Source organism: Streptomyces sp. A0642, from assembly GCF_004795105.1.
Classification (GTDB): Bacteria; Actinomycetota; Actinomycetes; order Streptomycetales; family Streptomycetaceae; genus Streptomyces.
Genome location: NZ_SSBL01000041.1, coordinates 1 through 21,646 on the forward strand (window position 1 = coordinate 1; position 21,646 = coordinate 21,646).

Consider the following 21,646-nt stretch of genomic DNA (forward strand, 5'->3'; position numbering starts at 1 on the left):
GGGCCGCCGCGTAGCCGCTGGGTCCCGAGTCCTCTGATTCGGTGGTCACTTCGATGCTCGTCACCCAGCTGCCTTTCCGTGTGCGGAACAGTCGGTCAGAGTGCGTCCGGGCCGCGTTCCCCGGTGCGTACCCGGATCGCGGTCTCGACGGGGACGCTCCAGACCTTGCCGTCACCGATCTTGCCGGTCCGGGCGGCCTTCACGACGACGTCGATGAGCTGTTCGGAGTCCTCGTCCTCGACGAGGACCTCGATGCGGATCTTCGGGACCAGGTCGACGGTGTACTCGGCACCGCGGTAGACCTCGGTGTGGCCGCGCTGACGCCCGTAGCCGCTGGCTTCCGTGACCGTGAGGCCCTGGACGCCGAAGGCCTGGAGGGCCTCCTTGATCTCGTCAAGCCGGTGGGGCTTCACGACTGCGGTGATGAGCTTCATGCGTCCACCTTCTTGTTCGTCGGGGCTGCTGTGGTGCCGGGTGCGGGGGGCGTGGAGCGCGAGGCCGAGCCGCCGCCCGCACCGCTGAAGTCGTACGCGGTCTCGGCGTGTTCGACCTGGTCGATGCCGGAGACCTCGTCGTCCTCCTCGACGCGCATCCCGATGGTCTTGTCGAGCAGGAAGGCGAGGATCGCGGAGACGACCAGAGAGTACGCGAGGACCGCGAAGACGCCGACGGCCTGCTTGCCGAGCTGGTCGAGTCCGCCGCCGTAGAAGAGGCCCTTGGCGTCGGACTGGACGCCGCCGGTGGCGAAGAGGCCGATGAGGAGGGATCCGGCGACACCGCCGACGAGGTGGACGCCGACGACGTCCAGGGAGTCGTCGTAGCCGAACTTGTACTTCAGGCCGACGGCCATGGCGCACAGGACACCGGCGATGGCGCCGACGGCGATGGCGCCGAGCGGGCTGACCGCGCCGCCGGCCGGGGTGATGGCGACGAGTCCGGCGACGGCGCCGGAGGCGGCGCCCAGGGTGGTGAAGGAGCCGTGGCGGAGCTTCTCGTAGCCGAGCCAGGCGAGCATCGCGGCGGCGGTGGCGACCTGCGTGTTGACGAACATGACCGCGCCGACGCCGTCGTCGTTGCCGAGCCACGAGCCGGCGTTGAAGCCGAACCAGCCGAACCAGAGGAGACCGGCGCCGAGCATGACGAGCGGCAGGCTGTGCGGCCGCATCGGGTCCTTCTTGAAGCCGACGCGCTTGCCGATGACGAGGATCACGCCGAGGGCCGCGGCACCCGCGTTGATGTGCACGGCGGTACCGCCGGCGAAGTCGATGACTCCGAGCTCGAAGAGCCAGCCGCCCGCGCCCCAGACCCAGTGGGCGACCGGGAAGTAGACGACGGTGACCCAGAGGGTGATGAAGAGCGCCCACGAGGTGAACTTGACCCGGTCGGCGAGGGCGCCGCTGATCAGGGCCGGGGTGATCACGGCGAACATCAGCTGGAACACGGCGAAGACGTACACCGGGATCGTGTAGCCGTCCCAGAGTTCCGTGACGCCGATCCCGCTGAGGCCGACGAAGTCCTGGCTCCATCCGATGACCGAGCCGGCGTCGGTGCCGAAGGCGAGGCTGAATCCGTAGAGCACCCACAGGATCGTGACGATCCCGAGGCTGATGAAGCTCATCATCAGCATGTTGAGGGTGCTCTTGACGCGGACCATGCCTCCGTAGAAGAAGGCCAGGGCCGGGGTCATGAGCATCACCAGGGCCGAGCAGATGAGCATGAACCCGGTGTTGGCGGCAGACAGTGTCGGGGCGTCTGCTGCAAGCGTCGTGATGCCTGGGGGCATCGGCGTCTCCTCGTCGTCGGTGCGGCCGCGTGCGGGGGCGGTGGGGACGTAACCACGTGCGGGACCACTGGGGAAAAGGTGCGGGCCGGTTGGACCGCCCTCCACTTGCCGGTCGGTCCTTATGCGCCATGAGATTCGCCCAGCGCCGTTTCGGCCGATGCCGCACGATGTTTCGCCGCAGTGACTAAGAGGAGCGCCGTGTTACGTCCCCATGAACCGCCCGTGCCGTACCCACGCTCCGGCCTACTCTGCGGCCGGAGCCGCATACGGTGCGGTTACGACTCTCCGGCAGGGGAACGACCACACGAACCGGCCACGGCGACCACCCGCTGACCAGGCAATCGGGGGAGCCGAAGTCGGTCGGTGCGGGGTGGCCGTCGTGGCCGGGGCAGGGGCTGCTCAGACCGCTTCGGCGGTCTCGGGCAGTTGTTCGGTGAGGAGATCGGTGAGCCGGGCGACCTCGGGAATGTCCCCGAAGTCCCTGGCGGCGGTGTCGACGGTCTTGCGCAGCCGGGTGTTCACGCGTTCCGAGCGGACCTTCCTGGCGACGCGCAGAGCCTTCTCGGCCAGCACGGTGGACTGCTCGGGCTCGCGCTTGAGGAGGTGGACCGTGGCGAGGCCCACCAGGTTGAGGGCGTACGACCGCTGGTGCTCGTCGTCCTCGCCGAAGAGCTCGACCGCCCTGCGCATGACAGGTTCGGCCAAGGAGGCGTAGGTGGGGCTGCGCCCGGCCACATAGGCCAGGTCGCGGTAGGAGTGGGAGTTCTCGCCGTTGAGCTCGGCCTCGGAGAAGAAGCGGATCCAGTCGGGCTCGGGCTCGCCGTCCATCCCCGCGTCGAGGAAGGTGTCCTCGGCCATCCGCACGGCCCGCTTGCACTTGCTGGGCTGGCCCATGTTGGCGTAGGCGCGGGCCTCCATCGCATACAGCATGGCCTGGGTCCGGGCGGTGGCGCAGTCGCGGCTGCCGTACTGCGCGAGGTGGATGAGTTCCAGGGCGTCGTCGGGCCGGCCGAGGTGGATCATCTGACGGCTCATGCTCGACAGGACGTAGGAGCCCAGCGGCTTGTCGCCGGCCTCCTTGGAGGCGTGCAGGGCGAGCACGAAGTACTTCTGGGCGGTGGGCTGGAGACCGACGTCGTAACTCATCCAGCCCGCCAGTTCGGCCAGTTCGGCGGCGCAGCGGAACAGGCGCTTGGCGGTGGCGGCCGGCTGCGGTTCCTGGAGCAGGTCGGTGACCTCGTGGAGCTGGCCGACGACGGCCTTGCGGCGCAGTCCGCCGCCGCACTGCGCGTCCCACTGGCGGAACATCGCGGTGGTGGACTCCAGCAGGTCGAGCTCCGGACCGGAGAGCCGGGAGGGGCGGCGGGCGGCGGCGGCCGACTCCGGTTCGACGGAGCCGCCGGAGGCGACGGGCACCAGCCAGCGCTGCATGGGCTCGATGAGGGCGGGTCCGGCGGCGAGCGCGAGTGAGCTGCCGAGGAATCCGCGGCGGGCCAGCATCAGGTCGCTGCGGGAGAACTCGCTGAGCAGGGCGACCGTCTGGGGCCCGGCCCAGGGCAGATCGACGCCGGCCACGGAGGGCGCCTGGTGGGCGGTGCGCAGCCCCAGGTCCTCGACGGCGACGACGGATCCGAAGCGCTCGGAGAACAGCTCGGACAGGATGCGCGGGATCGGTTCGCGCGGCTGCTCACCGTCGAGCCAGCGCCGCACCCGTGAGGTGTCGGTGCTGATGTGGTGGGCGCCCATCTGGCGCGCTCTGCGGTTCACCTGCCGGGCGAGCTCGCCCTTCGACCAGCCGCTGCGCACGAACCATGATCCCAATTGCCCGTTGGGGCGCTTACCGGCATTCGCATCGCCTGCGCCGCTGCCACTCACTGAACGCCCCCATCCGCCGAATACTGTCGCGCGAACCTCTATCAGAATGCCGTGAACCGATGCTGTCCGTATGCGGGTTGCCCACCATCGAACAGAAAATCGGGTTGCCTCCGGCATACCCATGGGCGCACATACTTCCATGGTTCGTGTACCGACGGTAATCCTACGATCACCCGTCGGGCGAGCGTGTTTACAGAAACGCCACCATTCGCCACCCCTTCGAATGAACGCCACCTCGGCCGGGCGCGATTCACTTGACAGACAGCGATCAGCGGGAGGCGCAGAGATGCGCTCAGGGGCGCGCGCCGAGTCTCGCACCCCGGGGGCGCGCACCTTCGCCGCGACGGTCGTCAGGGCGACGGAGTGTCACGCGTCTCTCCGGTTCGTAACCACCGGCGAGCTGGACCCGTTGGAGGGGGCATGGGCTTCACGATCGGCATCCGTGAGAAGCGGTCCGGCGCACGGCGTCGCGGCCGGGCCGCCGAGGGCACCGCGGTGGCCGAGTACACGGGACTGTGGGGCTGGGCGGTCGTCCCGGGCGCCCGCGCCCGGGACGGCGCCTGCTCGTGCGGGGACGCGGGCTGCCCCTCCCCCGGGGCGCATCCGCTGGACTTCGCGCGGGAGGTTCCCGCCGGGGCCACCCTCGACGCGGCGGCGCGCGCCTGGGCCGAGGTGCCCGGCGCGTCGATGCTGCTGCCGGTCGGGCGCAGCTTCGACGTCCTCGACGTCGCCGAGCAGGCCGGGCGCCGGGCGCTCGTGCGGATGGAGCGGATGGGGCTGCCGCAGGGGCCGGTGACGGTGACGCCGGACGGCCGGGCGCAGTTCTTCGTCGCGCCCGGAGCGGCCGCCGAGCTCCCCCGGCTGCTGTACCGGACGGGCTGGGACGACACGGGCCTGGACCTGCGGGCGTTCGGCGCCGGCTCCCACATCACCGCGCCGCCCTCGGACCGGGGCGGTCTCGGCCCGGTCCGCTGGCTGCGCGCGCCGGCCCTGGACACGGCGGCGGCGCCGCCGGAGGCGCGGCTGCTGCTGGGGACGCTGGCGTACATCTGCCACCGGCTGGCCCCCTGCGGCTGAGCGACCGCAGCGAGGATCTGGGCCGATCGTCCCACGCGGCCCAGCGACCCCAGCAAGGAGCCCGGCCACTCGCCCCACGCGGCCCAGCGACCCCAGCGAGGAGCCCGGCCGCTCGTCCGATGCGGCCGGGCTCCTCGCTGTACGGAGTGGGGCTGGGGTCAGTCCCCGATCAGGGCGTCCACGAACGCCTCCGGTTCGAACGGAGCCAGATCGTCCGGCCCTTCGCCGAGTCCGACTAGCTTCACCGGCACGCCCAGCTCGCGCTGGACGGCGATGACGATGCCGCCCTTGGCGGTGCCGTCGAGCTTGGTGAGGACGATGCCGGTGATGTCGACGACCTCGGCGAACACCCGCGCCTGGACCAGGCCGTTCTGACCGGTGGTGGCGTCGAGGACGAGCAGGATCTCGTCGAGCGGTCCGTGCTTCTCGACGACCCGCTTGACCTTGCCGAGCTCGTCCATCAGCCCGGTCTTGGTGTGCAGCCGGCCCGCGGTGTCGATGAGGACGACGTCGGCGCCCTCGGCGATGCCCTCCTTCACGGCGTCGTAGGCGATCGACGCCGGGTCGCCGCCCTCGGGGCCGCGCACGGTGCGGGCGCCGACGCGCTCGCCCCAGGTCTGGAGCTGGTCGGCGGCGGCGGCACGGAAGGTGTCGGCCGCACCGAGCACGACGCTGCGGCCGTCGGCCACGAGCACCCGGGCCAGTTTGCCGGTGGTGGTGGTCTTGCCGGTGCCGTTGACGCCGACGACCATCACGACGCCGGGGGTCTCCGCCCCGCCCTCCGTCCTGACCGCACGGTCGAAGTCGGTGCCGAGCAGGGTGAGGAGCTCCTCGCGCAGCAGGGTGCGCAGCTCGTCGGGGGTACGGGTGCCGAGGACGCGGACGCGCTCCCGGAGGCGTTCGACCAGTTCCTGGGTGGGGGCGACGCCGACGTCGGCGGTGAGGAGGGTGTCCTCGATCTCCTCCCAGGTGTCCTCGTCGAGGTTGTCCCGCGACAGGAGCGTGAGCAGCCCCTTGCCGAGGGTGCTCTGCGAGCGGGCGAGCCGGGCCCGCAGCCGTACGAGACGGCCGGCGGTGGGCTCGGGGACGTCCAGCGCGGGGGCCGCGGGCGTCTCCGGTTCAGCGGTTTCCGGGGCCTCCTCGGGCGGAAGGCCGACCTCCTCGATGGTGCGGCGCGAGGTGTCGCGCGGCGTCTCGGCCTCCTCGCCGACATGGGGCTCGGCGGGAGGAGTGAGGGTCGGCGTGCTCGACGGTGCCGGGGGCAGCTGCTTCTTCTTGCGGCTGCTGACCACGAGCCCGCTGATCACGCCGACCGCGACCAGGGCGATGACTACAGCAAGGATGACGAATTCCATAACCCACCCAGTATCGGTCACGTGCGGCGGCAAGCGAGGGACGCGCGGTCCGGCAGGGGGCCGCGTGCGTGCGACGGCCTCCTGCCGCGGTGCCCGACGGCACCCCGCCCGGCGGGCGGAGGACGCGCGGCACCCCCGGACACGGAGGCGGTATATACCGTATGCCGGGAAAGGTACGATCCGGCCGTGGAAACCCGTGGGCTGGACCCCGTGCCCGACAGTGAGCGCACCGGCCGGGTACGGGCGCTCCTGCCCACCTGGGCGGCCGCCAACATGACCGTGCTGCTGCTCACCATCGGGGCGGGGTTCGTCGTCCTCGACAAGCTGGGCTTCTGGCAGGTGCTGACCGTCGCGGTCGTGGCCCCGGCCGTCGCGTTCGGCATGGTGGGACTGATCTCGGTCGCGGGCCGCAGCGGCGGCGCCCCCGGCATGGCCCTGTCCCGGGCCGTCTTCGGGCAGCGGGGCAATCTGGCGCCCGGTGCGCTGATCTGGATGGCCCGTTGGGGCTGGGAGACGGTGAACGCGGTCACCGGGGCCTACGCCCTGCTGGCCGTGCTCCGCCTGCTCTTCGGCGTCCGGAGCACCACGCCGCTGATCATGGGGACGCTCCTCGCGTTCGTCGCGGGCGGTTTCCTGCTGTCGGGGCTGGGCGTGCGGGCGCTGCGACTGTGCTGCACCTGGTCGGCGTACCTGTTCGGCGGGTTCAGCGTCCTGGTCCTGGCGCACCTGGCGGGGGCGACGGCCTGGCGGGCGGTGCTGGACCGTCCGGCCGGTCCCACTTCGGCGGTGATCGCGGGGATCGGCACCCTGGCGGCGGGCGGGATCAGCTGGGCGCCCACCGGACCGGACTTCACCCGCTATCTGCCGCGCACCGCGCCGGGCAGGGCGGTGGTCGCGGCGACCGTGGGCGGTGCGGGCATCGTGTTCGTGCCGATGGTCCTGATGGGGGCGGTGATGGCGGTCGGCGCGCCCGGGCTCGCCGTCACCCGTGATCCGGTCTCGTTCATCGGCGAGCGGCTGCCCGACTGGATCTCGGTTCCCTATCTGGGGGTCGCCGTGCTCGGCATGGTGGTGATCAACGCCATGTCGATGTATTCGGCCGGATTCACCGCGCAGACGCTGGGATTCACGGTGCCGCGCGCCTGGGCCGTCGGCGTGAACGCCGTGATCAGTCTGTTCCTGGGGGCGCTGCTGATGCTCGTGGCCAGCAGTTTCGTCGATGCGTTCGTGTCCTTTCTGCGCCTGCTCGCGGTGACGTTCTCGGCCTGGATCGGGGTCTTCGGCGTGGATCAGCTGCGAGGACGCGTGTACGACCCGGTGGCGCTCATGGACACCACGCGGAGCAGCGCCTACTGGTACGCGGGCGGTTTCGCGTGGAGCGCGGTGGCGGCCTGGGCCGCGGGCCTGGTGGTGGGGCTGCTGTTCACCGGCGTGGAGTGGTTCACCGGCCCGCTCGCGACGAGCTGGGCCGGGCGCAACGGGCTCGGCTGGGCGGTCACGATCGTCGTCTCGGGCGGTCTGTACGCGATGCTGCCGCGGCCCGGCGAGGGGGAACGGGCCGCATCCCTACACTTCTGACGCTTCGTCAGCTAGGGTCCGGCCTCCCCCGGCCCGCTCGGCGAAGGAGACAGCGTCATGGCCTTCACAGTCGTCCGGTTCAACCTCGTCGACCCGGACGCCACCCCGGATTCCCTGTCGGCCCGCTACCGTGCGGCGCTGGACATGGCCGCGTACGCCGACGAGCACGGCGTCGACACGGTCCAGACCGAGGAGCACCACGGGGCCGCCAACTCCTGGCTGCCGTCGCCCTTCGTGCTGGCGGGGGCCGTGTTCGGGGCCACCCGCCGGATCGCGGTCACGGTCTCCGCGGTCATCGGGCCGCTGCACGACCCGTTGCGCCTGGCCGAGGACATCGCGGTGCTCGATCTGCTGAGCGCCGGCCGGCTGGTGACGGTCGCGGGGATCGGTTACCGGCCCGAGGAGTACGAGCGGGCCGGCGTCGAGTGGGGCAGGCGCGGCCGGCTCCAGGACGAGGTGCTGGAGACGCTGGTGCGGGCGTGGACCGGGGAGCCGTTCGAGTTCCGCGGCCGCACGGTCACCGTCACCCCGCGGCCGTACACCCGCCCGCATCCGCTGCTGCTGGTGGGCGGCAGCTCGCGGGCGGCGGCGCGGCGGGCGGCCCGGCTCGGACTGCCGCTGTTCCCGAGCGCGCATCTGCCGGAGCTGGAGGCGTACTACCACGAGCGGCGCGCGGAGCACGGCACGGAGGGCTTCTGCATGATGCCCGCCGCCCAGACGCCGTTGCTGCACGTGTCCGAGGATCCGGACCGGACGTGGGCGCGGTACGGGGAGCACTTCCTGCACGAGGCGCGTACGTACGCCTCCTGGCAGTCCAAGGACATACGCTCGGCCGTCCGCTCGGCGGCGACGACGGTGGCGGAGCTCCGGGACGAGGGCGTCTACCGGGTGGTCGCACCCGAGGAGTGCGCGGCTCTCGCCGGGGAGCTGGACAGCCTGGTGCTGCACCCGCTCTGCGGCGGAATGCCGGTCGAGGAAGGGTGGCGCAGTCTGCGGCTGTTCTGCGGGGCACTCGGGGGCTGAGCCGCGTACGGCCCCGGTGCGCGGGTGCGCGCCGGGGCCGTACGGTTTTCGAGGAGAGCGGGGCAGCGGGGTTCAGCCCATCTCCTCCAGCGCCTTGCCCTTGGTCTCCTTGACGAACTTGATGACGAAGGGGATCGAGAGCGTGGCGAAGCAGGCGTAGATGATGTACGTGCCCGACAGGTTCCAGTCGGCGAGGCTCGGGAAGCTCGCGGTGATCGCCCAGTTGGCGATCCACTGCGCGGAGGCGGCGACGCCGAGTGCGGCGGCGCGGATCCGGTTCGGGAACATCTCGCCCAGGAAGACCCAGACCACGACGCCCCACGAGAGGGCGAAGAAGAGCACGAAGACGTGGGCGGCGACGAGGGCGACCACGCCCTGCGCGGTGGGGAGTTTGCCGTCGACCAGATCGGCGGAGAAGGCCCATGCCTCGAAGGCGAGGGCGACCGCCATGCCGCAGGAGCCGACGAGGGCCAGCGGGCGGCGGCCCACCCGGTCCACCAGGATCATCGCGATCACCGTACCGATGATGTTGATGATCGACGTCGTGAACGACCAGAAGAACGAGTCGGTCGGGTCGATGCCGACCGACTGCCACAGCGTCGCCGAGTAGTAGAAGGCCACGTTGATGCCGACGAGCTGCTGGAACACCGACAGGCCGATACCGACCCAGACGATGGGCAGGAAGCCGAAGCGGCTGCCGAGCAGGTCCCTGAAGCTCGACTTGTGCTCGCGGTGCATCGCGGTCTCGATCTCGGTGACCCGGGCGTCGAGGTCGATGTTCTTCCCTTCGACCTCTTCGAGGATCTGCCGGGCACGCTCCTTCTTGCCGACGGAGATCAGGAAGCGCGGCGACTCGGGGATCGCGAACGAGAGGAGCCCGTAGAGCACCGCGGGCACGACCATCACGCCGAGCATCCACTGCCAGGCTTCCAGCCCGCCGATCTTGCCGCGCTGGTCACCGTCGGCGAGCTGCAGGATGCCGTAGTTGACCAGCTGGGAGATGGCGATGCCGATGACGATCGCCGCCTGCTGGAAGGAGCCGAGCCGGCCGCGGTAGGCGGGCGGGGAGACCTCGGCGATGTAGGCCGGGCCGATCACCGACGCCATCCCGATGGCGAAGCCGCCGATGATGCGCCACATCGCCAGGTCCCAGAGCGCGAAGGGAAGCGCGGAGCCCACGGCGCTGATGGTGAAGAGCACCGAGGCGATCTGCATACAGCGGATGCGGCCGATGCGGTCGGCGATGCGGCCGGCTGTGGCGGCGCCGATCGCGCAGCCGATCAGCGCGATGGCGATGACCTGGGCGAGCGTGCCCGAGCCGATGTCGTACCGGCTGCGGATCGCCTCGACGGCGCCGTTGATCACGGAACTGTCGTAGCCGAAGAGGAAGCCACCCATGGCGGCCGCAGCGGTGATGAAGATGACATGGCCGATGTGGTCCGGATGAGCCGACCGGGCTCCGGACGCCGGTCCCTGCGAGGTGCTGGTCACATGAACTCCTGGGGCCTGGCCGCAACGTCAGGCGTGGGGGGTGAGCTCTTCTAGTGGCGCACAACTTCACAAGTGCCACCACTTGAAGCTAAAAACGACGTTGCAGAGACTATGCGTTCAAGTTTTGAAGTCAACAGTGGGGTCCTGACCGAGCGGATACCCCCAGTTCGTCAGGACTCACGTTGAAGACTTGAAAATTATGTGAAGCCTCAGCGCAGCCGCTGGCTGATCACCTTCGAGACGCCGTCGCCCTGCATGGAGACGCCGTACAGCGCGTCGGCGACCTCCATCGTCCGCTTCTGATGCGTGATCACGATGAGCTGGGAACTCTCCTGGAGCTCCTCCATGATCCGGATCAGACGCTGCAGATTGGTGTCGTCGAGCGCCGCCTCGACCTCGTCCATCACATAGAACGGGCTCGGCCTGGCCTTGAAGATCGAGACCAGCAACGCCACTGCGGTCAGCGACCTTTCCCCGCCCGACAGCAGGGAGAGCCGCTTGACCTTCTTGCCGGGCGGCCGGGCTTCCACGTCCACACCGGTCGCCAGCATGTTGTCCGGATCGGTCAGGACGAGCCGGCCCTCGCCGCCCGGGAAGAGGCGCGAGAAGACGCCCTCGAACTCCCTGGCCGTGTCCCGGTACGCCTCGGTGAAGACCTGCTCGACCCGCTCGTCGACCTCCTTGATGACCTGCATCAGATCGGCCCGGGTCTTCTTCAGGTCCTCCAGCTGCTCGGAGAGGAACTTGTGCCGCTCCTCCAGCGCCGAGAACTCCTCCAGGGCGAGCGGATTCACCTTCCCGAGTTGCTGATACGCCCGTTCGGCCGACCTCAGCCGCTTCTCCTGCTCGGCCCGGACGAACGGCTTCGGCTGGTTGCGCGGGTGCTCCGGGTCCTCCGGGAGCTCCTCCCCCTCGGCCGCCGGGGACGGCGGGACGAGCTGGTCCGGGCCGTACTCCGCCGCCAGGCCGGCCGGCTCCACCCCCAGTTCCTCCAGGGCCTTCGCCTCCAGCTGCTCTATCCGCAGCCTCTTCTCGGCGCCGAGCACCTCGCCCCGGTGAACGGAGTCCGTCAGCTTGTCCAGCTCCCCCTTGAGCTCGCGGCCCCGGTGGCGCTCGGCCGCCAGCTCCCGCTCCCGCTCGGCCTTCGACGCCTCGGCGGCCGCCCGCTCCTCCCCGGCCCGCACGACGGACATCTCGACGTGAGCGAGCAGCTGACGGGCGCCCGACGCGACGGCCGATGCCACGGCGGCCTCGTGACGCAGCCGGGCGCGGCGCCGCTCGGCACGGGCGCGGGCCTCACGCTCGGCGCGGGCGCCCCGGTCGAGGGAGTCGGCGCGTCCGGCGAGGGCCTTGACGCGCTCCTCGTGCGTACGGACCTGGAGCCGGGCCTCCATTTCGGTCTGGCGGGCGTTGGCGCCGTCGGCGGCCAGCCGGTCGCGCACGGCGGTGTCCGGCTCCTCGTCCGCGCCGTCCTCCGCCGCCTCCTCGGCCACCAGCAGCCGCTCGGCCAGCTCCTCGGCCTCCAGCGTCGCCCGCTCCAGGGCCTCCTGGGCGCGGGCCGCCGATGCGGTCATCCGCTCGGCCTCGCCCGCCGCGCCGCGGGCCTGCCCGGCCAGCCGGCCGAGCTGCTGGGCCACCCCGGACTTCTCCCGCTCCGCCGTCCGGCGGCGCTCCCCCAACTCCTCGACGAGCGCCGCGCAGGCGCCGCGCCGCTCCGCCGCGCTCCGCTGCGTCCCGGACAGCTCCTCGCACCGCACGGCGAGTTCGGCCAGCTCCGCCGCCGCCTCGTCCACGGACGCCTGGACCTCCAGGAGGCTGGGCGCACCCGCCGAGCCGCCGTGTGCGAAGTGCGCCGAGAGCACGTCTCCCTCGTGGGTCACCGCCGTCAGCTCCGGACGGGCGGCGATCAGGTCCTCGGCGTCCTCCAGCGTGGCGACGACCACCATGTCCCGCACCAGCCTGCGGACCGCGGCCATCAGTCCGGCCGGACCGCTGACGAGATCGGCGACGGCGGGGGCGGCCACCCGGTTGCCGGCGAGGACCAGTGCGGTCGTCCCGGCCGGCTCGGCTTCGGCCGCGGCCGATGCGCCGGAGGGGAGGTGTGCGGCGGTCTCCGGTGGCGCGGGCACCGCCCCCTGTACCGGAACATGCGCGGCCGCCGCGGAGTGCGGCTCCGGCCCCTGCTCCGGGACCTGGCCCACCGCGTCGGACCCGCCGGGCGCCTCCGCCCCCTGCTGAGGGACATGGCCCGTCCCGTCGGACCCGCCGGGCGCCGGGCCGTCCGCGCTCGCGCCACTCCCGCTCCCGCTCCCGCCGCCGAGCAGGAGGGACGCCCGCCCCGCGTCCTGCTTGCGGAGCAGCCGGATCGCCTCCGCCGCGGTCGCCGCGTCCGTCACCGCGACCGCGTCCGCCGCCGCACCCAGCGCCGCCGCCACCGCGACCTCGTGTCCCTGCGCCACCGTGAGCAGTTCCGCGGCCGGGCCGAGCAGACCCGTCAGCCGGTCCCGGGCGCCGAGCAGCGCGCCCGTGCCGTCCTTCCGGCGCAGCCCGAGTGCCAGCGCGTCGTGGCGGGCCGCGACCGCCGCGCGCTCGCGTTCGGCGGTGGTCAGGTCCTCCCGCGCCGCGGAGAGCGAGCCCTCGGCCTCCTTCAGTTCACGCCGGGCCGCCTCGTACCGCTCACCGAGCTCCGCGTCCCCTGCGTCCAGGCCGTCCACCTCGGCCTTCAGCTGCTCGTACTCCTCCTGGGCGGCGACCGCCCGCTCCCGCGCCTCGTCCCGCGAGGCGGCCAGCCGGTCGATCTCCGACTGCGCCGAACCGGCCCGGCTGCGGGCCGCGTTCACCTGGCCGTGCAGCCGGGCGAGCCCTTCGCGGCGGTCCGCGAGGGCACGGGCGGCGTCCTTGAGCCGGCGTTCCTCGGCCGCCAGTTCCCTTTCCAGTCCGGCCCGGTGGGACGCGGTGTCGTCCAGTGCGTGCTCCGCCGCCTCCAGCGCCGCGGTGAGCTCCGCCTCCTGCTCGCGGATCCGGGCCGCCTCGCGTTCCATGTCCTCGGGATCACGCCCGCGCCGTTCCTCCTCGGGCGGCGCGGTGGCGCTCTTCACCCGGGCGTCGGCGAGCGAGACGGTGCCGCGCACCCGTTCGGCCAGCTGCGACAGTTCGTACCAGGTCTGCTGGGCCCGCTGGAGCCTCGGCGTCAGCCGCCGTACCTCGCCCTCCAGTTCGGCCTCGCGCGCGAGGGCCGCTTTCAGTTCCGTCTCGGCCGCCTCCCGGCGCTGCTTCAGGGCCGCCTCGTCGGCGATCTCGCTGCGCAGCGCGGTGTGCAGGCGTACCAGGTCGTCGGCGAGGAGGCGCAGCCGGGCGTCGCGCAGATCCGCCTGGATCACGGCGGCCCGGCGGGCCACCGCCGCCTGCCGGCCGAGCGGTTTCAACTGCCGCCGCAGTTCGTCGGTGAGGTCCTGCACGCGGGCCAGGTTCGCCCCCATCGCGTCCAGCTTCCGCAGCGCCTTCTCCTTGCGCTTGCGGTGCTTGAGGACGCCCGCGGCCTCCTCGATGAAGGCGCGGCGCCCCATCGGGTCCGCGTGGAGCACGGAATCCAGCTGGCCCTGGCCGACGATGACGTGCATCTCCCGGCCGATGCCGGAGTCCGAGAGGAGTTCCTGGATGTCCAGCAGCCGGCAGGTGTCGCCATTGATCTGGTATTCGCTGCCGCCGTTGCGGAACATGATGCGGGTGATCGTCACTTCGGCGTACTCGATGGGCAGTGCGCCGTCGGAATTGTCGATGGTCAGCGACACTTCCGCCCGGCCGAGCGGGGGGCGCCCGGTGGTGCCGGCGAAGATCACGTCTTCCATCTTGCCGCCGCGCAGGGATTTCGCGCCCTGCTCCCCCATGACCCAGGAGAGCGCGTCCACCACATTGGACTTTCCCGACCCATTGGGGCCGACCACACAGGTGATCCCGGGTTCGAACCGCAGGGTGGTGGCGGACGCGAACGATTTGAAACCACGCAGGGTCAGGGCCTTGAGGTGCACGCCGCCGGACTCTACCTTTCGCTCTCGGTTTCACTGATGAAGGTGCAGGGCACATCAGACGGTAAGGGAAGGGATGTACGTCGGGGGCGGGCGCGGAAGAGCGCGGTTCGACGGGATGCGGGGGAAAAGCAAAAGGGACGCCGAAGCGTCCCCTGCACATCGCGTGCAATGCTGTGTCGCCGGATCGGCCGTCTCCACGAAGGCGTGAAGGCGCGCGTGCCCGGATCAGTGACGAGGCACATGACGAAGCAGATCAAGAGCGATTGATCTTCAATGATCCGGTGACGATCCGGCGATGTTCCCGTGCGGCTGACGCGCGCAGCCCGACCGGCCCCTGGGGGCCTTCGGTCAGGTCAGCGCCGGCTCCGCCTGAGGTACGTCGATGTCGATGCTGTCGAGCAGCGACTCTTGGTGCTGAGCGGCGGCGTTGAGCGCGTCGTTCTCGTCCTGAATCCGTACGAGCTCGGACTCAAGATCCTGGACGCGCTGCTGAAGCCGTCGCATCTCGGCGAGGAGTCGCGGGTCGGAACCGCCGACGTAACCGAGAAGCGCCTTTGCCATGATGGATGGTCCTCCACACTGAGTGACCGACCGATGCGGTGTGGGTCGTGAGGGAATCGCACCCGCGGTGCTCGGCAGTGCTCCGTGTTGCTCTGTGTTCACTGCTGTTCTGCTGCCAAACAGCTCTGCCGAACAGCTAAGGTGCGCGGGGATTTCAGCGTCTCACCAAAAAGTTTGACGGTCAACACGATCACGCGCCGCAGAGGCGGGCGTCCCGGGGGCGCGCCGCTCGACGATCATGCGGCGCGACTCTCCAGCGGGGCACTCCGGGGCGCGGAAGTCATCCTTACTGCCGCAGCCTGGCACGGCATCCGAATCTTGGCAACCATCGGTCATTCCGCAGGTCATTTCATGTGTACGCATGACCGGACCCTTCGCGGTCACGCCCCGGGGCACCTCGAACACGGCCCGAACACGAGCCGCGTTCGCCGGCCTCCCGGGGACCGGATCAGCGGATCGCGAATCCCTCGTATCCACCCCGCGGCGTGTCCCAGATCTCAGTGACTCCGTCAACGCGGCCGGGTGTGTCGTCCGAACGCAGCCAATCCAGGAGACGGTGGCAATTCTCACGCGCCCCTTCCGCCACGACCTGCACCCGGCCGTCCTCGAGATTGAGCGCGAATCCACTGAGGCCGCCGATCTCCAAAGCGTTTGCCCTGGTGAACCAGCGGAACCCTACTTGCTGTACTCGACCGCGTACCCAAGCGGTGAGTCGCACCTCTTCATTCATACCCGAACGCTAACCGGCCAATTGCTCTCGGAGCACTTCCGGCCGATGGGCCATGGCGTACAGTCCCCTCGCAATAGCTTCACTCGATCGGGTGAGTCAGGGTGCGCCGACAACGGCGTCCAGATCGTCAGAAGGGCACAGCAGATGGGACGCCATCGACGCTCCGCCGCAGCTCCCGCCGCTGAACAGTCCGCGGAGGGAACGGCGGGCCGGAACCAGGGAGCGCGCCGCAGGAAGCGGTCCGGCTTGCCGGTACGCACGGGACTGCTAGGCGTCTCCGCGGCCATGGCCGTGGGGGCCGTGGCGGTGGCCTCCGGACTGCTGCCGGGCGGCGACACGTACCACGTGAGTGGCGGCCCGGCCGCTGACCACGTGCGCTCCGAGGGCGCCCCGGACCTCCTGACGCAGGGCGGCTCCACGACCGCCCCGGCCGGCCGCGCGTCCGCGTCCGCCTCCGCGCGGGCATCCGCGTCCGCCGCGGCGAGCCGGGGTACCGACCGCACCGAGGCGCCCGCGAAGTCGGCCTCCCCCAAGGCCGGCACGCCGTCCGCTTCCCCGTCGAAGACCTCCGGGCCGGCGAGGACGAAGGCAGCGGCCGCCACCGAGCAGGCGCGGCGCTCCGCCTCGAAGACTCCCTCCGCCGCCGCACCCACGAAGAGCTCGGCCCCGGCCACCGCGTCGAGCCCGGCCGCACCCAGGACCTCGGCCTCCGCACCGGCCGCCCCCAGGCCCGCCACGTCGGCCGCCCCCACCTCGGCCCAGGCCGCCGTGCTCGCCCTGGTCAACCAGGAGCGGGCCAAGGTCGGATGCAGCCCAGTGACCGCGAGCACCTCGCTGGCCTCGCTCGCCCAGAACTTCAGCGACGACATGGCGGCCCGCGGGTTCTTCGACCACACCGACCCCGACGGACAGTCCCCGTGGGACCGCGCCGCCAAGGCCGGCGTCTCGGGCCTCGGCGGGGAGAACATAGCCCGCGGCCAGGCCGATGCCGAGGCCGTGATGGAGGCCTGGATGAACAGCGAAGGCCACCGCGCGAACATTCTCAACTGCGACTACAAGACGCTCGGAGTCGGTGTCCACTTCGGCTCCGGCGGCCCCTGGTGGACGCAGGACTTCGGCTTCTGACACGTCGCGGGACGCCCCCGGGCCCGCTCCCACCCCGTACGCCCCACTCGCTCACCCACGGAATGCGCAATCCCGTGGAAAGCGCTGTGCGGGCGTACGCTGGTTTTCATGGAAGAGACCGGCGGCAGCGCACCGGCCGGGAGCGGCCCGGACAGCACCCTCCCCTTCGACGTGTTCTCCCGGCAGTGCCCCTCGCGCGGCACCCTGGAAAACGTCACCGGTCGCTGGGGAAGTCTGACCCTGGGCGCGCTGTACGAGGGCAGCCTCCGGTTCAACGCCCTGCGGCGCCGGGTCGACGGGGTGAGCGAGAAAATGCTCTCCCAGACCCTGCACGCCCTGGAGCGCGACGGACTGGTGCACCGCGAGGCCCGGCCGACCAACCCCCCGCGCGTCGACTACGAGCTCACCCCGCTGGGGCGGCAGGTCGCCGGGCAGCTCCTCGGCCTCATCCAGCTCGTCGAGGGCCGGATGTCCGAGGTCCTGGCGGCGCGGGGGCGGTACGACGAGGCCCACACGCACCAAGGCTAAGCGCGCGGCGGTCGCTGGCAGCGGGGGCAGAAGTAGCTCGACCGGTTCATCCAGGCGCGGCGCCGCATCGGCGTACCGCAACGGTTGCAGGGCTGGTCCTCACGCCCGTAGGCGTCGAGCGAGCGGTCGAAGTAGCCCGACTCGCCGTTCACGTTCACGTAGAGGCTGTCGAAGCTCGTGCCGCCCTGCGCCAGCGCCGCGTTCATCACGTCGCAAACGTGACCGAGCAGTTCGGCCGACTTGGGGCGGGTCAGGGTCGCCGTCGGCCGGTCGTAGTGCAGCCGGGCGCGCCACAGCGCCTCGTCCGCGTAGATGTTGCCGACGCCGCTGATCAGTGACTGGTCGAGCAGGGCGCGTTTGACCGTCGTGCGCCGCAGTCGCAGCGCGGTGTGGAAAGCGGCCTCGTCGAAGGCCGGGTCCAGGGGGTCGCGGGCGATGTGCGCGATGATGTCCGGCAGTCCGTCGGCGGTGTTCTCGTGGAGGGAGAGCCCGCCGAAGGTGCGCTGGTCGACGAAGCGCAGCTCGGTACCGACCGCGTCGTCGAAGCGGATCCTGATCCGCAGATGCTTCTCGTCGGGTGCGCCCTCGGGCTGCACGAGCAGCTGACCGCTCATGCCCAGGTGGCCCAGGAGCGAGGTGGCCGCGTCATCGAGCGGCACCCACAGGTACTTGCCGCGGCGCATCGCCGTCCCCAGGCGGACGCCGCCGAGCCGGGCCGCGAAGTCCGCACCGCCCGCGAGATGCCGGCGGACCGCACGCGGGTGCAGCACGTCGACCTCGCCGACCGTGCGCCCGGCGACCCAGCGCTCAAGACCGCGCCGGACGACTTCGACCTCGGGCAGCTCGGGCACGGTGGCGCTCCTGTATCTGTGGCTGGACCTGGATGTGGACAGGAAGAACCCCCCGGCGCGCTGGGCACCGAGGGGTTCTCGAGGTCAGGCAGGAGCAACGTCCGTGGACGCCGGGTCGGCAGGGGTGTCGGCGGCCCCTCCGTCGGCAGCGGACTTCGCCGCGGCCTCCCGTGCTTCCGCGGCGGCGCTGATCTCGCGCCAGGCGGACTCGGCCGCCTGCTGTTCCGCTTCCTTCTTGCTACGGCCGGTGCCGGTGCCGTACGAGACACCACCGACGCGAGCAGCAGCAGTAAAGGTCTTCTCGTGGTCCGGGCCGGTCTCCGTGACGAGGTACTCGGGGACTCCGAGACCCTCGCTCGCGGTGAGCTCCTGGAGGCTGGTCTTCCAGTCCAGGCCGGCGCCGAGGTTCGAGGACCGGTCGATCAACGGGTCGAAGAGCCGGTGAACCAGCTCCGAGGCCACGTCGAGGCCCTGATCGAGATAGACCGCACCGATCACCGCTTCAAGGGTGTCGGCGAGGATGGACGCCTTGTCCCGGCCACCCGTGCCCTCTTCACCCCGGCCGAGCCGGATGAAGGAGCCGAGTTCGAGGCCGCGGCCCACTTCCGCAAGCGCACGCGAGTTGACCACCGCGGCCCGCAATTTGGCCAGCTGGCCTTCAGGCAGGTCGGGGTGAGTGCGGTACAGCGTGTCCGTGACCACCAGGCCGAGCACCGAATCCCCGAGGAATTCGAGCCGCTCGTTGGTGGGCAGACCGCCGTTCTCGTACGCGTACGAACGATGGGTCAGCGCACGCACCAGAAGGGCGGACTCGAGGTGGTACCCGAGCCGCCCTTCCAGAAGCGTGTGGGACGAGGCTGTGTTGACGTTGTCTGCCTGCTTCTTGGCGTGGGACAACTCAGACATCGGGCCTCTCACCAGCCGCTCAGACCTCGAGGACCTGGCGCTTGTTGTACGTGCCGCAGCTGGGGCACGCGATGTGCTGCAGCTTCGGCTCCTGGCAACGCTCGCACGAAACCAGGGTGGGGACCGCAGCCTTCCACTGCGACCGGCGGTGGCGCGTGTTGCTGCGCGACATCTTCCGCTTCGGAACAGCCACGGCTACTTCTCCTGCTTCTCGTCGGCGCCTGCTTCGGCGCCGCCCATGTTGTCCTTCTCGCCGTCCTGAACGGTCTCGGCGAGTCCTTGCAATGCCGCCCAACGAGCATCGACGACATCGTGGTGGTGGCCCGGATTCTCGTCCAGCCTGATCCCGCATTCGGAACACAGGCCGGCGCAGGTCTCCGTGCACACCGGCTGCATCGGCAGTGCGAGCACCACCGCATCACGCAGCACCGACTCGAGGTCGAACAAGCCGTCCTCGAGGAAGTACCTGTCCTCGTCGTCCTCGGCGTCGTCGACCGGGTCCGCGGTCTTGCTGCGGTTCCGGTCATCGGCGTCAGGGTACGAGAACATTTCCTGGAAATCCGCCTCGACCTCAAGGGTCAGCGGCTCCAGACACCTTACGCACTCCCCCTCGGCGGTCGCACGGGCGGTGCCTGTGACAAGCACACCTTCCATGACCGATTCGAGGCGGACGTCCAGCTCCACGGGTGCGCCTTCCGGCACACCGATGACCCCGTCGATGCCGAGGTCCTTGGGGGCGTCCGCCGAGCGGGTCAGCCGCTTGAGGGCACCCGGACGCCGACCCAGCTCGTGCGTATCGAACACGAGGGGGTTGCGGTGGTCGAGGTGGCCGTTCAGGGCTTCTCCTGCTTTCGAAATCGTGCGCATCACGCGGGGTGGGGGTGGGGCCGGCCCGTTCGGAGTCGAAGCGGGCAGCCGGGATCGCGGACATACGCGCGACCGAAGAACCAGGATACTGGACACACCGCCCAGCTCCCAATCCGGCCCGGAGGCAGGACCGGGACCCGGCTCCCGGTGGGACTCAGCGCTCCTGTTCGTACCGGCGGAGCTGCTCCAGGTCGATCATGCCGGTGTCGAACAGGCTGGTCTCGTCCAAGGCGCCCTCGCCGTGCTGCTGCGGGGGCTGCGCCGGCTGCTGCCAGGCGTCGTAGCCCTGCGCCGGCATCGGGGCCTGGGCCTGGTTCGGGTCGTAGCCCTGTTGCTGGTACCCGGCGTACGGATCGGGCTGCTGCTGGTACCCGTACGGGTCGGGCTGCTGCGTCTGATCCTGGTACGCGTCCTGCCGCGGCTGCTCCTGGTAGCCGTCCTGCTGCTCCTGGTACGCGTACGTCTGCGCGTACTGCGGCTCCGGCTGGGCCGCGTACCGCGGCTCGCCGTGCTGCCGGGGCACCGGAAGCGGTTCGGGGGCGGCGAGCTCGGCCAGCCCGGCCCAGTGGTCCTCGTCGCTGGTGTGGCCCTGGGCGCCGGCGGCGTCCTGCGCGGCCATGTGCGCGCCGAGATCGTCGGTGGCGACCCGGCCGTGCAGCTTCTGCCGGCCCCGGCCGACGGCCTCCAGCGTCTTGGCGAGCACCGCCTCGAAGGCGCCGAGCTTCGTGTCGACGTACTCGTCGGCCCGGCGCTGGAGCGTGGCCGGGTCGGAGCTGCGCTCGGGGGCCTCGGCGAAGTCCGGGTCCTCGTAGCCCTGCTCGTCGAAGCCCTGGCCGCGGCCGAGGAGCTTCTCGCGGCCCCGGTCGACGGAGCCGATCGTCTTGGTGAGGACGACCTCGAAGTTGGCGAGCTTGCTGTCGACGTACTCGTCGGCCTCGGCCCGGACCTCCTCGGCGTCCTTGCGGGCCTCGCCGAGGATCCGGTCCGCCTCGGCCTGGGCCTGCCGGGCGATCTCCGTGCCGGCGATGAGCGAGCCGCGCTCGGCGTGGGCGCTCTCGATGATCCGGCCGGCCTCCTGGCGGGCCTGCTCGACGAGCTGCTCGTGGCCGCCGATGACCTGCGCCGCCTGGGCGAGCGAGCCGGGCAGGGCCTCGCGCACCTCTTCGAGCATCGAGAGCAGTTCGGCGCGGTTGACCACGCAGGATGCCGACATGGGCATGGATCGGGCGTTCCCGACCGCTTCGACGATCTCGTCGAGCTTCTTCTGCACGTCCACCGTGTGCTCGCCACTCTCTACTGCCGATTGGAGACGGACGGGACGACTGTACGGCCAGTCGGCTCCCGCCCGACACCTGGTGACGGACCGTCAGTGCGTCACTGCTGAGCGAGGCGCCCGGTCAGTGCCTCGTGGACCAGCGGCGGTAGCAGGTGCGAGACGTCCCCGCCCCAGGCCGCCACCTCCTTGACCAGGGAGGACGACAGGAAACTGTAGGTCGGGTTGGTCGGCACGAAGAGCGTCTCGACCCCCGAGAGCCCGTTGTTCATCTGGGCCATCTGAAGCTCGTAGTCGAAGTCGCTGACGGCCCTCAGGCCCTTCACGATCGCCGGGATGTCGCGCTGCTTGCAGAAGTCGACCAGCAGCCCGTGGAAGGACTCGACCTGGACGTTGCCGAAGTCCGCGGTGACCTGGCGGATCAGCTCGATCCGCTCGTCGACCGTGAACAGGCCCTTCTTGGACTGGTTGATCATCACCGCGACATGTACGACGTCGTACAGCTTCGAGGCACGGCCGATGATGTCGAGATGTCCGTTGGTGATGGGGTCGAACGACCCCGGGCAGACGGCGCGGCGCAACTTGATTCCCTCGC

At 70.9% G+C, this 21,646-nt stretch carries 19 protein-coding genes; 5 read left to right on the forward strand and 14 right to left on the reverse strand.

Annotated elements, in window-relative coordinates:
* Positions 1-95: 95 nt before the first annotated feature.
* From E6R60_RS34560 to E6R60_RS34570, 3 genes are all read right to left on the reverse strand, one after another.
* A complete protein-coding gene (locus E6R60_RS34560; RefSeq protein ID WP_136330688.1) occupies positions 96-434 on the reverse strand; it encodes a P-II family nitrogen regulator in 339 nt (112 codons plus the stop codon).
* Positions 431-1,783: an ammonium transporter gene (locus tag E6R60_RS34565; protein WP_136330689.1), complete on the reverse strand. Its 1,353-nt coding sequence runs from the start codon at positions 1,781-1,783 to the stop codon at positions 431-433. The genes E6R60_RS34560 and E6R60_RS34565 overlap by 4 nt, the downstream gene beginning before the upstream one ends.
* Positions 1,784-2,182: 399 nt before the next feature.
* Positions 2,183-3,658: a hypothetical protein gene (locus E6R60_RS34570; RefSeq protein WP_136330690.1), complete on the reverse strand. Its 1,476-nt coding sequence runs from the start codon at positions 3,656-3,658 to the stop codon at positions 2,183-2,185.
* 420 nt (positions 3,659-4,078) lie between these two features.
* Between E6R60_RS34570 and E6R60_RS34575 the strand changes: the two genes are divergently transcribed.
* On the forward strand, positions 4,079-4,735 hold the full coding sequence (locus E6R60_RS34575; protein WP_136330691.1) for a bifunctional DNA primase/polymerase: 657 nt from the start codon (positions 4,079-4,081) through the stop codon (positions 4,733-4,735).
* 158 nt (positions 4,736-4,893) lie between these two features.
* On the opposite strand, the gene ftsY is transcribed toward E6R60_RS34575, so the two are convergent.
* Positions 4,894-6,090: a signal recognition particle-docking protein FtsY gene (ftsY, locus tag E6R60_RS34580; protein ID WP_136330692.1), complete on the reverse strand. Its 1,197-nt coding sequence runs from the start codon at positions 6,088-6,090 to the stop codon at positions 4,894-4,896.
* A 186-nt stretch (positions 6,091-6,276) separates the two neighbouring features.
* On the opposite strand from ftsY, the gene E6R60_RS34585 reads away from it, so the two are divergent.
* Positions 6,277-7,668: a cytosine permease gene (locus E6R60_RS34585; protein WP_136330693.1), complete on the forward strand. Its 1,392-nt coding sequence runs from the start codon at positions 6,277-6,279 to the stop codon at positions 7,666-7,668.
* A 57-nt stretch (positions 7,669-7,725) separates the two neighbouring features.
* Positions 7,726-8,691, forward strand: coding sequence for an LLM class flavin-dependent oxidoreductase (locus tag E6R60_RS34590; RefSeq protein WP_136330694.1), 966 nt, complete (start codon positions 7,726-7,728; stop codon positions 8,689-8,691).
* 72 nt (positions 8,692-8,763) lie between these two features.
* Here the strand turns inward: E6R60_RS34590 and E6R60_RS34595 are convergent, their stop codons facing one another.
* The 4 genes from E6R60_RS34595 to E6R60_RS34615 all read right to left on the reverse strand — a co-directional run bounded on the left by E6R60_RS34595 (position 8,764) and on the right by E6R60_RS34615 (position 15,501).
* Positions 8,764-10,182, reverse strand: a complete 1,419-nt coding sequence (locus tag E6R60_RS34595) for a sugar porter family MFS transporter (protein WP_136330695.1) — start codon at positions 10,180-10,182, stop codon at positions 8,764-8,766.
* A gap of 209 nt (positions 10,183-10,391) precedes the next feature.
* A complete protein-coding gene (locus E6R60_RS34600) occupies positions 10,392-14,210 on the reverse strand; it encodes an AAA family ATPase (RefSeq protein WP_136330696.1) in 3,819 nt (1,272 codons plus the stop codon).
* A 348-nt stretch (positions 14,211-14,558) separates the two neighbouring features.
* Entirely contained in the window at positions 14,559-14,771 is a 213-nt protein-coding gene (locus E6R60_RS34605; protein WP_018551753.1) for a hypothetical protein, read from the reverse strand.
* Positions 14,772-15,219: 448 nt separating this feature from the next.
* The gene (locus tag E6R60_RS34615; RefSeq protein WP_136330697.1) at positions 15,220-15,501 is read right to left on the reverse strand and encodes an acylphosphatase; all 282 of its coding nucleotides are present in this window, start codon (positions 15,499-15,501) and stop codon (positions 15,220-15,222) included.
* A 144-nt stretch (positions 15,502-15,645) separates the two neighbouring features.
* On the opposite strand from E6R60_RS34615, the gene E6R60_RS34620 reads away from it, so the two are divergent.
* Positions 15,646-16,626: a CAP domain-containing protein gene (locus tag E6R60_RS34620; RefSeq protein ID WP_136330698.1), complete on the forward strand. Its 981-nt coding sequence runs from the start codon at positions 15,646-15,648 to the stop codon at positions 16,624-16,626.
* A gap of 108 nt (positions 16,627-16,734) precedes the next feature.
* Positions 16,735-17,154, forward strand: a complete 420-nt coding sequence (locus E6R60_RS34625; RefSeq protein WP_136330699.1) for a helix-turn-helix domain-containing protein — start codon at positions 16,735-16,737, stop codon at positions 17,152-17,154.
* On the opposite strand, the gene mutM is transcribed toward E6R60_RS34625, so the two are convergent.
* The 6 genes from mutM to coaD form a co-directional block, all read right to left on the reverse strand.
* Positions 17,151-18,005 (reverse strand): bifunctional DNA-formamidopyrimidine glycosylase/DNA-(apurinic or apyrimidinic site) lyase, encoded by an 855-nt coding sequence (gene mutM / locus E6R60_RS34630; RefSeq protein WP_136330700.1) that lies wholly within the window; start codon positions 18,003-18,005, stop codon positions 17,151-17,153. The two genes, E6R60_RS34625 and mutM, sit on opposite strands and share 4 nt — an antisense overlap.
* A gap of 84 nt (positions 18,006-18,089) precedes the next feature.
* Positions 18,090-18,911, reverse strand: coding sequence for a ribonuclease III (gene rnc, locus E6R60_RS34635; protein ID WP_136330701.1), 822 nt, complete (start codon positions 18,909-18,911; stop codon positions 18,090-18,092).
* 19 nt (positions 18,912-18,930) lie between these two features.
* Positions 18,931-19,104, reverse strand: coding sequence for a 50S ribosomal protein L32 (gene rpmF / locus E6R60_RS34640; protein WP_003965982.1), 174 nt, complete (start codon positions 19,102-19,104; stop codon positions 18,931-18,933).
* A gap of 2 nt (positions 19,105-19,106) precedes the next feature.
* Entirely contained in the window at positions 19,107-19,715 is a 609-nt protein-coding gene (locus E6R60_RS34645) for a DUF177 domain-containing protein (protein WP_206309598.1), read from the reverse strand.
* Between the two features lie 217 nt (positions 19,716-19,932).
* Positions 19,933-21,054: an ATP synthase F0 subunit B gene (locus E6R60_RS34650; RefSeq protein WP_136330702.1), complete on the reverse strand. Its 1,122-nt coding sequence runs from the start codon at positions 21,052-21,054 to the stop codon at positions 19,933-19,935.
* Positions 21,055-21,152: 98 nt separating this feature from the next.
* On the reverse strand, positions 21,153-21,632 hold the full coding sequence (coaD, locus tag E6R60_RS34655; protein WP_206309599.1) for a pantetheine-phosphate adenylyltransferase: 480 nt from the start codon (positions 21,630-21,632) through the stop codon (positions 21,153-21,155).
* Between the last annotated feature and the right edge of the window lie 14 nt (positions 21,633-21,646).